The organism is Burkholderia sp. S-53 (assembly GCF_025560745.1).
Classification (GTDB): domain Bacteria; phylum Pseudomonadota; class Gammaproteobacteria; order Burkholderiales; family Burkholderiaceae; genus Burkholderia; species Burkholderia pyrrocinia.
The window spans coordinates 1,194,037-1,208,107 of record NZ_CP090483.1; the positions used below are offsets into that span (position 1 = coordinate 1,194,037).

A 14,071-nucleotide genomic window follows, 5' to 3' on the forward strand; every position below is an offset into this window, starting at 1 on the left:
AGATCAGTCACATTGCTCGACGCCGATCGTTCGTCGGAACTTGTCAAGGACGATCGATTCGGGGGTGCCGCTTTCCTTGAGTTCGGAAGAGAAAAGCCCCGCATTCGCGATGATGCCGTTCAGTCGCTTAACTGAACGGCATTATCGCGACAGCGGGATATTTTCTTCTTTTCTGCGCGGCTTCGCGGCCGTTGCGAATGCAACGGCCTGCAGACGGTCAACCATCCACCGGCTGCGCCGGCGTGTCGAGCGTCAGCTGATAGAACGCCGCATCGAGCCAGCGGCCGAACTTGAATCCCGCCTCCGTGATCGTGCCCGAGTGCACGAATCCCAGTTTCGTATGCAGAGCGATGCTCCCGCCATTGGTCGCATCGATGCAGCCGACCAGCACATGCACCTGCGCTTCGCGTGCACGCCGGACCACTTCGCGCAGCAGCAGCTCGCCGAGCCCGCGGCCGCGCTGGTCGCGGTGCACGTAGACGCTGTGTTCGACCGTGTACTTGTACGCAGGGAACGCGCGGAACGTGCCCCAACTCGCGAAGCCGAGCAGCGTGCCCGCCGCGTCCACCGCGCCGACGACCGGAAAACCGCCCGCGCGCTTCGCGGCGAACCACGTGACCATCGCTTCCGGCGGGCGCGGCCGGTAGTCGTACAGCGCGGTCGAGTTCTCGATCGCATCGTTCAGGATCTCGAGGATGGCCGCTGCGTGCTCGGCCTCGCTGCAATCGATCAGGCGCACGTCGTCGTCGCGCTGGTTCGGGGAATTCATACGGGCTCCTGTTGGTTTAGAGCGAAGCGCGCACACGGCGCGCGCATCGCATGACGGGGCGGGGCGTACATCACACGCTCCGAATGCCGCCGCTGGCGGACACATCGCAGATCACGACGACATAACGCGCGGCATGCGGCGACGGATTGCTGAAGACGAGCGGCCGATCGAGCCGCATGGCCAGGCAGTCGCCTTCGTGAAGTTCGTGAAGCTCGCCGCCGAACGTAACGTCGACACGGCCGCTGATGATCCACACCTGCTGATGCAGCGCGCTTTCGCGTCCACCGCTGTCGTACGCGACGCGCGCGCCGGGCGGGAAATCGACCTCGACAAGCTGGATCGGCGACGGCCAGCCGGGCGGGGAGAGATTGCGCCGCACATAGCCGGATGCCGGATCGCGCCATTCGGCCTGCTGCACGCGTCGTACCAGCGGCTGCGCGGGCGTGTCGTCCCGGTCGCCGCCGAACAGCCCGGCCAGCGACACGCCGAGACCTGCCGCGAGCTTGTCGAGCACGACGGCAGTCGGGCTGGCCGACGCGCGTTCGATGAGCGAGATCATCGAACGGCTGACGCCGGAGCGCGCGGCCAGCGCATCGAGCGTGTAGCCTCGAGCCGTGCGCAGGTCGCGCACGCGCCGGGCAATGCGCTCGTTGATGCCGGTTTCGTCGGCAGCGGTCGTCACTGATTCTTGCATGATGGATTCATTCTCCAGCAAACTGGAATTCGGTGTCAACGGCACTGCCGCGGCGGGCCGATGGCGCGACGGCATCCGAACGGCTTGCCCGCCCGTCGCACGCAGCGTAATATACGATGTGACTACGTTTCGTTTAATTGGGGATATATGGGCATCATCAAGATTTCCGAGCACATGCACGAACGGCTGCGCTCGACGAGCACGGCGCTGAGCCGTTCGATCAATGCGCAGGCCGAACACTGGCTGCGTGTCGGCATGCTGTCGGAACTCAATCCGGCGCTGTCCTATGGCGACATCTGCCGGATGCTGATCGAGGCCGAAGCACGGGGCGGCGACACCGGGCCGGTGGAACCGGTCGCGCACGGCATCGAGCAGGTGGCGTAATGGCGAAGCGCGAAATCCCGATCCGCGGCACCGCAGAAATCGCCAAGTCGCGCGAGGCCGCGAAGCTCGCGTCGCAGGTGCTGACGATGATCACCGAGCACGTGAAGCCTGGCGTCACCACCGACGAGCTGGACACGCGCTGCCGCGACTACATCGTCGACGTGCTCGGCGCGATCCCGGCGAACATCGGCTACCACGGCTATCCGAAGACGCTGTGCACGTCGGTCAACCACGTGGTCTGTCACGGCATTCCGACGTCGCGGCCGATGCGCGACGGCGACATCGTGAACCTCGATATCGCGGTGATCAAGGACGGCTGGTACGGCGATACGAGCCGCATGTATTTCGTCGGCGAACCGGGCGAACTCGCACGCCGCCTCGTCGCGGCGACCTACGAGGCGATGCACGCGGGCATCCGCGCGGTGCGTCCGGGCGCGACGCTGGGCGATGTCGGTTATGCGATCCAGCAGGTCGCGCATCGCGAAGGGTTCAGCGTGGTCCGCGAGTACTGCGGGCACGGCATCGGCGACGTCTATCACGACGAGCCACAGGTGCTTCACTACGGCCGCCCGGGCACCGGCGTGCCGCTGCGGCCGGGGATGATCTTCACGATCGAGCCGATGCTCAACGCGGGCAAGCGCGACACGCGCGTGCTCGCGGACGGCTGGACGGTCGTCACGAAGGACCATTCGCTGTCCGCGCAATGGGAGCACATGGTCGTGGTGACGGAAACGGGCTTCGAGGTGCTGACCGACGATGAGAAGCCGCAGGCATTCGTGGCAGTTTCCGGCACGCACGCGGCCTGACGCCTGCAGTACGCCGCATATGGCGGCGCAGCGGCACAATTGAACGGGCCCCGTCGCGGGGCCCGTTTCGCTGGAGGTCGCGCGGCGCGCGTCGCGCGCGATTTCGGCGACCGGCTGCGGGAGGCTTAACCGCGCGCCTTTTGCCACGCGTGTTCGACGAACACGCGACACAGCGCTTCCATGCCTTGGCGGTCTTCGTCGTCGAAGCGCGCGGCGACCGGGCTGTCGACGTCCCACACGCCGATCAGCGTGCCGTCGCCGGCCACGAGCGGCACGACGATTTCCGATTCCGAAGCCGCATCGCATGCGATATGGCCGGGGAAGTCATGCACGTCGCGCACGACCTGCGTCTCGCGCGTCTGCGCGGCCGTGCCGCACACGCCCTTGCCGAGCGCGATCCGCACGCATGCGGGCTTGCCCTGGAACGGCCCGACCACGAGTTCCGATCCGTCGAAGAAGTAAAAGCCGGCCCAGTTGAGGCGGTCGAGCGAGTGGTAGACAAGCGCGGCGAAATTCGCCGCGTTCGCGATCAGATCGCGTTCGGATCCGACGAGCGCGCGCGCCTGCTCGACGAGCGTCGCGTATTGATCGGCCTTGGAGGCGTTGGGGTCGTTGGACAGCGTGAACATGGCGGGAAAGCGATAGGGGTTGTGAACATGCGCGATACGCAAAATGCGCGATGCGCGTACCGCAGTCTACGGCACGCGCGCGCGGTCTGCAGCGCGCCGTTGTGTGCGACGCGGCGCGCTCGGTCGGGTTCAATCGGGCTCGAGTTCCGCGAACCGCTCCGCCAGAAAATCGAGCAGCGCCCGCACCGCGGGCAGCAGCCCGCGCCGCGACGCGAACACCGCATGGACGATCTCGCGGCGGGGCGCCCAGTCCGGCAGCACGGTCGCCAGTTCGCCGCGCGCGACCTCGTCGCGCACCATCATCGTCGGCAACTGCACGACACCGACGCCTGCGACGGCCGCCGCGCGCAGTGCGAGCATGCCGCCCGTCACGAAGCGCGGCTGGTGATGGATTTCGGCCTGGGCGCCGTCCGGCCCGCGCAGCCGCCACACGTGCCCGGACTGCGGCACGCCGTGATCGAGGCTCGGCAGGCGCGCGAGATCGGCGGGAACGGCCGGCACGCCACGCTCGCGCAGCAGCGCGGGACTCGCGACGAGGCACTGGCCGCGCTCGGCCAGCACGCGCAGCGCGAGATCGCTGTCCTCGAGCGGCGGCGGGCGCACGCGGATCGCGACGTCGATCCCTTCGCCGACTACGTCGACGCGCCGGTTGGTCGCTTCCAGGTGGATCTCGACGCGCGGGCACGCGGCCATGAACGCGGCGATCATCGCACCGACCAGCGAATCGAGCAGCACGATCGGGCAACTGACGCGCACGATGCCGCGCGGCTCCTCGTGCAGCAACGCGATCGCCTCGTCGGCGGCATCGGCCTCGACGAGCATTGCGCGGCAATGCGCGTAATAGGTCTGGCCGACGTCGGTGACCGTGAAGCGGCGCGTCGAGCGCTGGATCAGCCGCATCCCGAGCCGTTCCTCGAGCAGCGCGATGCGGCGGCTCAGCTTCGATTTCGGCATGTCCAGCGCGCGCCCGGCAGGCGCGAAGCCGCCATGCTCGACGACCTGCACGAAGTAGTAGAGATCGTTCAGATCCCGCTCTTTATCGTTCATGAAATGGAACGCTGAGTGCGATTTTGGCAGTCTACCGGATCGATCGTTCCACCTCTATATTCCTACTCAGGATGCGAAACACGTGTTTCGCCGCAATTTGGAGAGGGCAATGAAGAAGATCCAGGGTGTGTACAGTGCGCCGCGCGGCCATTGGGTCGGCGACGGTTTCCCGGTGCGTTCGATGTTCAGCTACCAGTCTCACGGCACGCACCTGAGCCCGTTCCTGCTGCTCGATTACGCAGGCCCCGCGACGTTCGAGCCGGGGACGGCGACGGCGCCGCGCGGTGTCGGCCAGCATCCGCACCGCGGGTTCGAAACGGTGACGATCGTCTATGACGGCGAAGTCGCGCACCGCGACTCGACCGGCGCGGGCGGCACGATCGGCCCGGGCGACGTGCAGTGGATGACGGCCGCGAGCGGGATCCTGCACGAGGAATTCCACTCGGAGGCGTTCACGAAGCGGGGCGGCCCGCTCGAGATGGTGCAGTTGTGGGTGAACCTGCCCGCCGCGGACAAGATGGGCGCGCCCGGCTACCAGACGCTGCTGAACGCGGACATCCCCGTGGTCGAGCTGCCTGACGGCGCGGGGCGTGCGCGGATCATCGCGGGCGAGCTCGACGGGCGGCGCGGCCCGGCCCGCACGCACACGCCGATCGACGTGTGGGACGTGCGGCTCGTGGCAGGCGGCCACGCGCGCTTCCCGATCGCCGAAGGGCGTACGCTCGCGGTGGTCGTGCTGAGCGGCACGGTGCAGGTGAACGGCGAGACGGTCGCCCGCGAAGCGCAGTTCGTGCAACTGGGGCGCGACGGCCGCGACGTCGAGATCGAAGCGAACGGCGACGCGAAGCTGCTGATCCTGAGCGGCGAGCCGATCGACGAGCCCGTCGTCGGGTACGGACCGTTCGTGATGAACTCGCAAGCGGAGATCCGTACCGCGATCGACGACTTCAACAGCGGCCGCTTCGGCCAGATGCCGGCATGACGGACAGGCCCCGCGCAATGCGGGGCCTTTTTTTCGCGCGTGGGTGGACGGTCTCGCGCCGTGTGCGCTTCGAGGCATAATCGACGATTGCCGCGCGCCGGCCGGCGCGCCCGAATCAGGACCGCACATGAACGCATCCGCACCCGCCGCATCCCCGAGCGCCGCCGATCTCGACTGGCGCTGGAAATCCTTCGACGCGCTGACGGCGCACGAAATCTACTCGATCCTCGAAGCGCGCAGCGCGGTGTTCGTCGTCGAGCAGAACTGCGTGTATCGCGACATCGACGACGCGGACCAGGCCGCGTGGCACCTGGCCGCGTACGATCCGGCCGGCCGCCTGGCCGGCTATCTGCGCGTGCTGCTGCCCGATGCGCAGAACACCGATGTGCGCATCGGCCGCGTGCTGACGACCGCTGCGTTTCGCGGCGCGGGGCTCGGCAACGGGCTGCTGTCGCGTGCGCTCGAGCATATCCGCGCGCAGTGGCCGGACACGCCCGTGAGCCTGCATGCGCAGGCCCACCTGCAGCGCTTTTACGGGGCATTCGGCTTTACGCCGAGTTCGGACGTGCACGACGAGGACGGCATCCCGCACGTGTGGATGAGCAGCACGCGCGCATGATTGTCCACGCGCCGCGCCGCAGTCAGTGCGCGGCGTGTGCCACCGGCGGCTTGTCCGTGCGCTGCACGGCCCGTTCGCCGATCAGGCGCCCGCGCGCGGACAGCCGCAGCCAGTGCCGCAGCGCGATCAGCGCGCCGATCACGCTCATCATCGAGCCGGGAATCCACAGCAGCAGCCCGCCGATCTGCTGGTCGCGCAGCGGGCTCAGCCACGTGAACGCGCGGCCGCAGATCGAGTAGATCGGATACAGCTCGTGCGGCGTGAAGAAGATCAGCGCGCCGAGCGCGATCTGCGGCGGGATTGCCGCGACGACGATCAGGATCCGGCGGCCGGGCGACAGTCGCGCGGGCGGCGCCGGGCGAGGGTCGACGACGAGCCACCAGAACAGCAGCCCGTCGATCACCATGCTCCAGTTCATCACGCGATAGAGACGCCAGTCGAGCATCGCGATGAAGTGGATCGGCGACAGCAGCCAGAAATAGATCAGCCCGACGAACAGCACGACCGCGACGACGGGATGGAACACCACGTCGAGCGTCGCGCGCACGGGCGCCCATGCGAGCGCCGGACGCACGAAGCGTTGCCGCCAACTGAACGGGATACCTGCGCGAATCGCCGCGCCCGGATAGGACAGCGCGATGAAGAACGGCCCGAGGTGGTGCAGCACGAGATGCTGCGCGCGGTGCAGGAAGAACTCGTGCTCGAAGAAATAATCGAGCCGCGTATGCAGTGCGATGTAGAGCGCCGTCAGCCCGAACCAGAACGAGAACTGCCGCAGCGGCGACACCTTCGCCTTCTTCACGCCGCGCGCGAACAGCACGGCGGCCGTCAGCACCGCGATGACGACGGTCGGCGACGGTTCCCACGGATCGAGCCAGTACAGGAGGTTCATCGTGCGCGTATCACTTCGCCTGGGCCGGAGACTTCACCGCGAACGGTGCGTCGACCGTTTCGCCGTCGGAAAATTTCAGGCGCAGGTGCACGGTGTCGCCGGGCTTGATCGCGTGCTTCGGCTCCTCGAGCATGAAGTGGTAGCCGCCCGGCGCGATGTCGACCTTGCCGCGCGCGGGGATCGTCAGCTTGTCGACCATTTCCATCTTCTGCGTCGAGCCGTTCGAGACGGTCTGGTGCAGCATCGTCATCCCGTAGTCGGGGCTGTCGACGTCGACGAGATCGACCGGCTTGTCGCCCGTGTTCACGAGCGTCACGTAGCCGCCGGCCGGCAGCTTGTTCGGCAGCCAGCGCACCCATGCGTTCTGCGCGGTGATCGCGCCGGCGGCATACGCGTGGGCGCCGGCGCACAGCGCGGCGAGGAGGGCGAGCGTCTTGAAGGTAGTCTTCGTCTTCATGTCGGAATGCATTCAGGTAGTTGAGGCGGTGCCGATGATCCGGCGCACGTCGGCGGCGATGGCGTCGGGCGAGTCGCGGTCGGTTGCGAGCAGGCGCGCGCGGCCGGTTGCATCGAAGATGTAGACGGCCGAGCTGTGCGTGACTTCGTAGCCGCCGGACGGATCGCGTTTTTCCATCTGGTACGCGACGCGATAGCGCTTCGCGAGCGATTCGATCTGACGGTCGGTGCCGGTCAGGCCGCGCGCATGCGCGGCGTCGAACGCGGCGACATACGACTGCATCGCCTGCGGCGTGTCGCGCGCGGGATCGACCGAGACGAACAGGATGCGCACGTCGTTCGCCTGCGGGCCGAGCTTCGCGAGCACTTCCATCAGCCGCGCCATCGTTTCGGGGCAGACATCGGGGCAGTGCGTGTAGCCGAAGTAGACGAGCGAGACGCGGCCGTGGAACGCATCGGCGTCGACCGGACGGCCGTCGCCGCCCGTCAGCGTGAACGACAGGTCGGGCAGGTGGCCCGTGACGTTGGTCAGGTTCCAGCGCGGCTCGTCGTGCGTGCACGCGGCGAGCGCCACGGCGGCGGCGAGGGCCGCGGCCGTGCGGATGAAGCGGGAGAAGCGCCGGTGTGGCGCGGGACGGGCAGGCGACATCCTGGGGCTCGATCGGACGAAATGGTGGCCGGCCGGCGCGGCGCCATGCGTCGCGCGGCTGGCGGTTGCGACTGTAGCGCAGTTCGCGCGCCCGCGTCCTTTCGAAACCCGTACGGCGCGGGCGAGCGGGGCAATATGTCGCAGTTGACGCGGCCGGCGGCGCGCTGCTTGCGATGCACCGGATTCGCCCATCTCGGTGCGCAGGCGCGGTAAGATGCGCACAATTCCATTCGCGCAGCGGCGGCCCGGCCCGTGCCGGCCGACCCTCAGACTATCGAATCGATGCAATCCGTTCCGGCTTCCCTGTCCCTGACCGATACCGCGTTCTTCTTCGACTTCGACGGCACGCTCGTCGAGCTGGCGCCGACGCCCGACAGCATTCACGTTCCGCCGTCGCTGCTGACGCTGCTCGACGAGCTGCGCCGCCGCTCGCATGGCGCGGTCGCGATCGTGTCCGGGCGCGGCATCGACAACCTCGACACGTTCCTGAAGATGCCCGGCCTGCCGATCGCCGGCCTGCACGGCGCGGAGCGCCGCGATGCGAACGGCGACACGCAGCGCATCGGCTTCAACGACGAACGTCTGCTGCGCATCGAGCGCGAGCTCGCGGCCGTCGTCGATCGTCATCCGGGCATGCTGCTCGAGATCAAGGGCGCGGCCGTCGCGCTGCACTACCGCAACGCGCCCGAGCGCGAAGCGGCGGCGCGCGAAGCGACCGAGCGGCTCGTCGCCGACTATGCCGATGCGTATGTGCTGCAGCCCGGCAAGATGGTGTTCGAGATCAAGCCGAAGGGCGTCGACAAGGGGCGCGCGCTGGCCGCGTTCCTCGACGAGCCGCCGTTCGCGGGCCGCGTGCCGCTGTTCGCGGGCGACGACCTGACCGACGAGAAGGGCTTCGCGGTGGTCAACGCGCGCGGCGGCCTGACGATCAAGGTCGGCGCGGGCGAGTCGTCCGCCCGCATGCGGCTCGACTCGGTCGATGCGCTGCATGAGCAGATCGCGTGCTGGCTCGGCGCGGGGCAGCCGCACGCATGAGCCGGCTCATCATCGTTTCAAACCGCGTCGCACCGATTTCGGAAGGCGAACCGGCGGCGGGCGGCCTCGCGATCGGCGTCTACGACGCGCTGAAGGAGACGGGCGGCATGTGGTTCGGCTGGAGCGGCGAGGTCGTCGCATCCGGCGCGCCGCAGATCCGCATCGAGGAGCGCGGGCCGGTAACGTTCGCGACCGTCGGCCTGTCGCGCCGCGATTACGACCAGTACTACCGCGGCTTCTCGAATGCGACGCTGTGGCCCGCGTTCCATTACCGCGCGGATCTGATCCAGTACGACCGCCACGAATTCGACGGCTACCGCCGCGTCAACGTCTGGCTGGCGCAGCAGCTCGTGCCGCTGCTGCAGGACGACGACGTGATCTGGGTGCACGACTATCACCTGATCCCGTTCGCGCGTGCGCTGCGCGAGGCCGGCGTGAAGAATCGCATCGGCTTCTTCCTGCACATCCCGTTTCCGGCCGCGCAGGTGCTCGTCAACGTGCCGCCGCACCGCGAACTCGTCGAGTCGCTGTGCGCGTTCGACCTGCTCGGGTTCCAGACCGAGCCCGACCTGCGCGCGTTCTGCGATTACGTCGAATTCGAGGCGGGCGGCGAGGTCGAGCGCGACGGCCACACGATGCGCGTGCACGCGTTCGGCCAGACGCTGCACGCGGCCGCCTATCCGATCGGCGTGTATCCGGACGAGATCGCGTCGCTCGCGCAGGCGGGCGAGCACGGCAAGGCCGTACGCACGCTCGCGACGTCGCTGCGCGGGCGGCAACTGATCATGAGCGTCGACCGGCTCGATTATTCGAAGGGGCTCGTCGAGCGGTTCCGCGCGTTCGAGAAACTGCTCGAGCACCAGGCGTCGATCCGCAACCGCGTGTCGTTCCTGCAGATCGCACCGTCGACGCGCGCGGACCTGCGCGCGTACCAGGACATCCGCCTGCAGCTCGAAGCGGAGTCGGGGCGCATCAACGGACGCTACGCGGAGCTCGACTGGGCGCCGATCCTCTACATTCACCGCCAGTACGACCGCCAGGTACTCGCCGCGCTGTACCGGCTCGCCCGCGTGGGTTTCGTGACGCCGCTGCGCGACGGGATGAACCTCGTCGCGAAGGAGTACGTGTCCGCGCAGAATCCGGACGATCCGGGCGTGCTCGTGCTGTCGCGCTTCGCAGGCGCCGCGCGTGAGCTGACGGGCGCGCTGATCGTCAATCCGATCGATATCGACGGGATGGCCGATGCGCTGTCGCAGGCGCTGACGATGCCGCTCGCCGAGCGGCGCGCGCGTTATTCGGACATGATCGCGCAGCTTCGCGAGAACAACGTCTCGGTGTGGCGCGACAACTTCCTGCGCGATCTGCAGCATGGCTAGCCGGTAGGTCCGGCGCATCGCGCGGCGCATTCCGCGCGATGTCGTCCGGCCGCTCCCGATGCAATGAAAAAAGCCGCCGTGCGTGAAGCACGGCGGCTTTTTTATCGGCTGTGCGCGGACGCGTCAGGCCACGCGTTCGCCGGTCGGTGCGTTTCCGTCGGGTGCCGCATGATGGCGGCCGTGCTGCTTCGCGAGCAGGTCGCGATACAGGCCGGGGCGATTGCGCAGTACCTCGGGGCTGCCGTCGTCGATCACCTTGCCGTTGCTCATCACGATGATCCGGTCGAAGTTGCGCAGCGTCGACAGGCGGTGGGCGATCGCGATCACGGTGCGGCCGACCATCAGGCGGTCGAGCGCGCTCTGGATCGCTTCCTCGGACGCGCTGTCGAGCGCCGACGTCGCTTCGTCAAGCAGCAGGATCGGCGCATCCTTCAGGATCGCACGCGCGATCGCGATGCGCTGGCGCTGGCCGCCCGACAGCTTGACGCCGCGGTCGCCGACGATCGTGTCATAGCCTTCCGGCATCGCCTCGATGAACTCCGCGCAGCGCGCGTCGCGGGCGGCGGCGAGCACTTGGTCGCGGGTCGCGTCGGGGCGGCCGTATGCGATGTTGTCGTAGATCGTCCGGTGCAGCAGCGAGATGTCCTGCGGCACGAGCGCGATCGCGTGGCGCAGGCTGTCCTGCGTGATCGTCTTCACGTCGTGGCCGTCGACCTTCACGACGCCGTCCTGCGTGTCGTAGAAGCGCTGCAGCAGCGCGAGCACGGTCGACTTGCCGGCGCCCGACTTGCCGATCAGGCCGACGCGCTGGCCCGGTTCGATATGGAGATCGAAGTGGTCGAGAATCGCGCGGCGGTGCGGATACGCGAACGTCACGCGCTCGAAGTCGACGCGCCCACCCTTGGCCGACAGCGGCTGCGCGTCGGAGCGGTCCTGCATCCCGTGCGGCTCGAGCAGCGTCTTCACGGCTTCGGACAGGCGCGCGACGTGCTGCGTGACGTCGACGAGCGCCACCGCGAGGTCGCGCGTGCCGTGCAGGATCGTGAAGCCCAGCGAGCTGACGAGCACGATGTCGCCCGACGTCGCGCGGCCCTGGTCCCACAGCCACAGTGCCCAGCCGAGCAGGCCGGCGGACAGCATCGCGGTGATCACCGCGTGCAGCAGGCGCAGCTTCTCGAGATAGAGCAGGCTCTGCTGGCGCGCGTCCATCTCGGCCTTGACCGTCGCGCCGAAACGCTTCTGTTCGCGCAGCGTCATCCCGAACGCACGCACGAGGCCCATGTTGCCGATCACGTCGACGAGCTCGCCGTCGACCGCCGCGGCCTTTGCCGCGAACGCATGGTGGCGGGCCGAGCCGCGCCCGGCGAGCTTGAACAGGATGACGGACAGCACGGCCGAGCAGCCGAGCAGGCCGGCGGCCATCAGCGGATTGACGACGATGATCATCAGGATCGCGCCCATCACCGCGATGCACGGCGGCAGCACGTTCCACGCCATCGTGTTCTCCGACGTGTAGACCGCGTTCGACGTGGCCGTGATGCGGCTCGCGAGCGTGCCCGGCTGCTTTTCCGAGTAGTAGGTCGGCGAATGGCCGATCAGGTACTGGAACAGGTCGCGCCGCAGATCGCCGGTGACCGCGACGAACGTGTGCGCGGCGACCCAGCCGCCGACGCGCCACAGCAGGTTGTCGGCCGCGATCAGGCCGACGAGCAGCGCGAACGCGCTCCACAGCGGGCCCGGGTGATGGCGTCCGGTCGCCAGCACGTCGATCAGGTGCTTGATCGCGTATTGCGAGCCGAGCGCGCAGCCGACGGCGGCCACCACGCTGCATAGCACGATGAGGTGTGCGACGGGATGGAGGCGGATGTAGCGGAACAGGAACGCGATCGGCCGGTGCGCGTAGCTCGACAGCTTCGCGTTGTGGGCGTTGCGCTGGGCAGGGGTGAGAGATTCCAAAATATGCGTGCGGTGATTCGGTGATTGAGCGTGGCGGCTGGATCGCATGCCGGCGTTCGCCCGGACTGAATAATCCGGCATTGTAAACAAGGCCGTGCCTTGCGCTGCGCGAATCTTGCCTTGGCCAGGGGCTCGCGATCGATTTTGAGATAAAATCCGGCATCCCGTCCTGCCTCATGTGCCGGAATCACGCTGCCGGCAGTCACGGGGGACAAGGATCGCCAAAAGGGCCTTCCACTCTAGAACGGACACCCAAGTCCGCGGGTTGCAAAGTGTTGCGCCTTTGTAACAAAGTAAAGTGTTTGAAATGTTGTGCGCCGTATCGGGATTAACCCTAGATAATCGGCTCCGGGTTCGATTCCAGGTTTTTTACGAACCCCTGTCAACGGGTCTTCGTTTCAAACGTTCTATGCCTGTCGCGTCGCCGACGCTCCTTGAGCAGCGCGGGTTCGACGCCCCCGGCAGGCTGATTCGTCCGATTTTCGGATGAAATGCATCCAGCCCGGACCGCCGGCAGGTTGCCGACCCATACCTGGTTTTTAGCCGATTTTTTAGGAGTTACGCATGCGAATCGCCCAAATCGCTCCGTTGCACGAAGCGGTCCCCCCGAAGCTGTACGGTGGTACCGAGCGAGTGGTGTCCTACCTCACCGAAGCACTTGTCGAGATGGGGCATGACGTCACGCTCTTCGCGAGCGGCGATTCGCAAACTTCCGCGAAGCTCGAAGCGTGCTGGCCGCAGGCGCTGCGCCTCGACCCGACGATCCGCGACGTGATGGCACCGCACATGCTGCTCCTCGAGCAGGTGCGCCGCCGCGCGGAAGAGTTCGATGTCCTGCACTGCCACATCGACTATTACCCGTTTTCGCTGTTCTCGCGCCAGCCGGTCCCGCATCTGACGACGATGCACGGCCGTCTCGACCTGCCGGAACTGCAGCCGATCTTCAACGCATTCAGCGACGTGCCGGTCGTGTCGATCTCCGACAACCAGCGCATCCCGCTGCAGCAGGCGAACTGGCTGTCGACCGTTTATCACGGCCTGCCGGAAAACCTGCTGACGCCGATCCCGAACGTGAAGCCGAGCTATCTCGCGTTCCTCGGCCGCATCTCGCCGGAGAAGCGCGTCGACACGGCGATCCGCATCGCCGAGCAGGCCGGCCTGCCGATCAAGATCGCCGCGAAGCTCGACAAGGCCGATCGCGCGTACTACGAAGAAAAGATCAAGCCGCTGTTCGCGCTGCCGCACGTCGAGTACATCGGCGAAATCAGCGAGTCCGAAAAGACCGAATTCCTCGGCAACGCGCACGCGCTGCTGTTCCCGATCGACTGGCCGGAGCCCTTCGGCCTGGTGATGATCGAGGCGATGGCCTGCGGCACGCCGGTGATCGCGTTCAAGCGCGGCTCGGTGCCGGAAGTGATCGACAACGGCGTGTCGGGCTTCGTCGTCGAAGACGAACTGTCGGCCGTCGCGGCGCTCAAGCGCCTCGATACGCTGCCGCGCGAGAAGGTCCGCGCCGCGTTCGAAGCACGTTTCTCGTCGAAGGTGATGGCGCAGAACTACGTGAAGGGCTACGAGGAACTGCTGCGCCAGAAGCGCCGCACCGTGCTGCGCGAAGTCAACGCAAGCTGATTCGCCGGCCGCCGCCGCGCTGCGGCGCGCGGCCGTCATCGACGCCCCGTCCGGGTTCCCGGCGGGGCGTTGTCACATCCGCGGCGCGGATCTGTTGTATTCTCGCCGCGCCCGACGTCGCGAACGGACCCTGAAGCGGCCCGGCACG

The 14,071-nt window shown here is 67.5% G+C and carries 15 protein-coding genes; 7 read left to right on the top strand and 8 right to left on the bottom strand.

Annotation, left to right across the window (positions count from 1 at the left end):
• Nucleotides 1-217: 217 nt before the first annotated feature.
• Both LXM88_RS10680 and LXM88_RS10685 read right to left on the bottom strand, forming a co-directional pair.
• Nucleotides 218-769, bottom strand: a complete 552-nt coding sequence (locus tag LXM88_RS10680; protein ID WP_262541996.1) for a GNAT family N-acetyltransferase — start codon at nt 767-769, stop codon at nt 218-220.
• A gap of 70 nt (nt 770-839) precedes the next feature.
• Nucleotides 840-1,463 (bottom strand): helix-turn-helix domain-containing protein, encoded by a 624-nt coding sequence (locus tag LXM88_RS10685; protein ID WP_262541999.1) that lies wholly within the window; start codon nt 1,461-1,463, stop codon nt 840-842.
• 147 nt (nt 1,464-1,610) lie between these two features.
• Between LXM88_RS10685 and LXM88_RS10690 the strand changes: the two genes are divergently transcribed.
• Nucleotides 1,611-1,847, top strand: coding sequence for a ParD-like family protein (locus LXM88_RS10690; RefSeq protein WP_262542001.1), 237 nt, complete (start codon nt 1,611-1,613; stop codon nt 1,845-1,847).
• Complete coding sequence (map, locus tag LXM88_RS10695; protein WP_262542003.1) at nt 1,847-2,653, top strand: type I methionyl aminopeptidase; 807 nt, start codon at nt 1,847-1,849, stop codon at nt 2,651-2,653. The genes LXM88_RS10690 and map overlap by 1 nt, the downstream gene beginning before the upstream one ends.
• A gap of 125 nt (nt 2,654-2,778) precedes the next feature.
• On the opposite strand, the gene LXM88_RS10700 is transcribed toward map, so the two are convergent.
• Together LXM88_RS10700 and LXM88_RS10705 are read right to left on the bottom strand one after the other, a co-directional pair.
• On the bottom strand, nt 2,779-3,282 hold the full coding sequence (locus LXM88_RS10700) for a GAF domain-containing protein (RefSeq protein ID WP_262542006.1): 504 nt from the start codon (nt 3,280-3,282) through the stop codon (nt 2,779-2,781).
• A 129-nt stretch (nt 3,283-3,411) separates the two neighbouring features.
• The gene (locus tag LXM88_RS10705; RefSeq protein WP_262542007.1) at nt 3,412-4,329 is read right to left on the bottom strand and encodes a LysR family transcriptional regulator; all 918 of its coding nucleotides are present in this window, start codon (nt 4,327-4,329) and stop codon (nt 3,412-3,414) included.
• Between the two features lie 109 nt (nt 4,330-4,438).
• On the opposite strand from LXM88_RS10705, the gene LXM88_RS10710 reads away from it, so the two are divergent.
• The gene (locus LXM88_RS10710) at nt 4,439-5,311 is read left to right on the top strand and encodes a pirin family protein (protein WP_262542009.1); all 873 of its coding nucleotides are present in this window, start codon (nt 4,439-4,441) and stop codon (nt 5,309-5,311) included.
• 127 nt (nt 5,312-5,438) lie between these two features.
• Nucleotides 5,439-5,930, top strand: coding sequence for a GNAT family N-acetyltransferase (locus tag LXM88_RS10715; protein WP_175748844.1), 492 nt, complete (start codon nt 5,439-5,441; stop codon nt 5,928-5,930).
• Between the two features lie 22 nt (nt 5,931-5,952).
• On the opposite strand, the gene LXM88_RS10720 is transcribed toward LXM88_RS10715, so the two are convergent.
• The 3 genes from LXM88_RS10720 to LXM88_RS10730 are packed head-to-tail and all read right to left on the bottom strand — an operon-like array spanning nt 5,953 to nt 7,927.
• A complete protein-coding gene (locus tag LXM88_RS10720) occupies nt 5,953-6,822 on the bottom strand; it encodes a cytochrome c oxidase assembly protein (protein WP_262542015.1) in 870 nt (289 codons plus the stop codon).
• Nucleotides 6,823-6,832: 10 nt separating this feature from the next.
• On the bottom strand, nt 6,833-7,279 hold the full coding sequence (locus tag LXM88_RS10725) for a copper chaperone PCu(A)C (RefSeq protein ID WP_262542018.1): 447 nt from the start codon (nt 7,277-7,279) through the stop codon (nt 6,833-6,835).
• A 12-nt stretch (nt 7,280-7,291) separates the two neighbouring features.
• The gene (locus LXM88_RS10730) at nt 7,292-7,927 is read right to left on the bottom strand and encodes an SCO family protein (protein WP_262542020.1); all 636 of its coding nucleotides are present in this window, start codon (nt 7,925-7,927) and stop codon (nt 7,292-7,294) included.
• Between the two features lie 282 nt (nt 7,928-8,209).
• On the opposite strand from LXM88_RS10730, the gene otsB reads away from it, so the two are divergent.
• Together otsB and otsA are read left to right on the top strand one after the other, a co-directional pair.
• Complete coding sequence (otsB, locus tag LXM88_RS10735; RefSeq protein ID WP_262542022.1) at nt 8,210-8,962, top strand: trehalose-phosphatase; 753 nt, start codon at nt 8,210-8,212, stop codon at nt 8,960-8,962.
• On the top strand, nt 8,959-10,338 hold the full coding sequence (gene otsA / locus LXM88_RS10740) for an alpha,alpha-trehalose-phosphate synthase (UDP-forming) (RefSeq protein WP_262542023.1): 1,380 nt from the start codon (nt 8,959-8,961) through the stop codon (nt 10,336-10,338). Before otsB ends, otsA begins: the two co-directional genes overlap by 4 nt.
• Nucleotides 10,339-10,461: 123 nt before the next feature.
• Here the strand turns inward: otsA and LXM88_RS10745 are convergent, their stop codons facing one another.
• Nucleotides 10,462-12,294, bottom strand: coding sequence for an ABC transporter ATP-binding protein (locus LXM88_RS10745; RefSeq protein ID WP_262542026.1), 1,833 nt, complete (start codon nt 12,292-12,294; stop codon nt 10,462-10,464).
• Between the two features lie 564 nt (nt 12,295-12,858).
• Between LXM88_RS10745 and LXM88_RS10750 the strand changes: the two genes are divergently transcribed.
• Nucleotides 12,859-13,923, top strand: coding sequence for a glycosyltransferase family 4 protein (locus LXM88_RS10750; protein WP_047900209.1), 1,065 nt, complete (start codon nt 12,859-12,861; stop codon nt 13,921-13,923).
• Nucleotides 13,924-14,071: the final 148 nt, after the last annotated feature.

What these genes read in the sequence shown, in the direction of transcription:
- LXM88_RS10680 (WP_262541996.1), bottom strand. Translation starts at nt 769, where the DNA reads ATGAATTCCCCGAACCAGCGCGACGACGACGTGCGCCTGATCGATTGC.
- LXM88_RS10685 (WP_262541999.1), bottom strand. Translation starts at nt 1,463, where the DNA reads ATGCAAGAATCAGTGACGACCGCTGCCGACGAAACCGGCATCAACGAG.
- LXM88_RS10690 (WP_262542001.1), top strand. Translation starts at nt 1,611, where the DNA reads ATGGGCATCATCAAGATTTCCGAGCACATGCACGAACGGCTGCGCTCG.
- map (WP_262542003.1), top strand. Translation starts at nt 1,847, where the DNA reads ATGGCGAAGCGCGAAATCCCGATCCGCGGCACCGCAGAAATCGCCAAG.
- LXM88_RS10700 (WP_262542006.1), bottom strand. Translation starts at nt 3,282, where the DNA reads ATGTTCACGCTGTCCAACGACCCCAACGCCTCCAAGGCCGATCAATAC.
- LXM88_RS10705 (WP_262542007.1), bottom strand. Translation starts at nt 4,329, where the DNA reads ATGAACGATAAAGAGCGGGATCTGAACGATCTCTACTACTTCGTGCAG.
- LXM88_RS10710 (WP_262542009.1), top strand. Translation starts at nt 4,439, where the DNA reads ATGAAGAAGATCCAGGGTGTGTACAGTGCGCCGCGCGGCCATTGGGTC.
- LXM88_RS10715 (WP_175748844.1), top strand. Translation starts at nt 5,439, where the DNA reads ATGAACGCATCCGCACCCGCCGCATCCCCGAGCGCCGCCGATCTCGAC.
- LXM88_RS10720 (WP_262542015.1), bottom strand. Translation starts at nt 6,822, where the DNA reads ATGAACCTCCTGTACTGGCTCGATCCGTGGGAACCGTCGCCGACCGTC.
- LXM88_RS10725 (WP_262542018.1), bottom strand. Translation starts at nt 7,279, where the DNA reads ATGAAGACGAAGACTACCTTCAAGACGCTCGCCCTCCTCGCCGCGCTG.
- LXM88_RS10730 (WP_262542020.1), bottom strand. Translation starts at nt 7,927, where the DNA reads ATGTCGCCTGCCCGTCCCGCGCCACACCGGCGCTTCTCCCGCTTCATC.
- otsB (WP_262542022.1), top strand. Translation starts at nt 8,210, where the DNA reads ATGCAATCCGTTCCGGCTTCCCTGTCCCTGACCGATACCGCGTTCTTC.
- otsA (WP_262542023.1), top strand. Translation starts at nt 8,959, where the DNA reads ATGAGCCGGCTCATCATCGTTTCAAACCGCGTCGCACCGATTTCGGAA.
- LXM88_RS10750 (WP_047900209.1), top strand. Translation starts at nt 12,859, where the DNA reads ATGCGAATCGCCCAAATCGCTCCGTTGCACGAAGCGGTCCCCCCGAAG.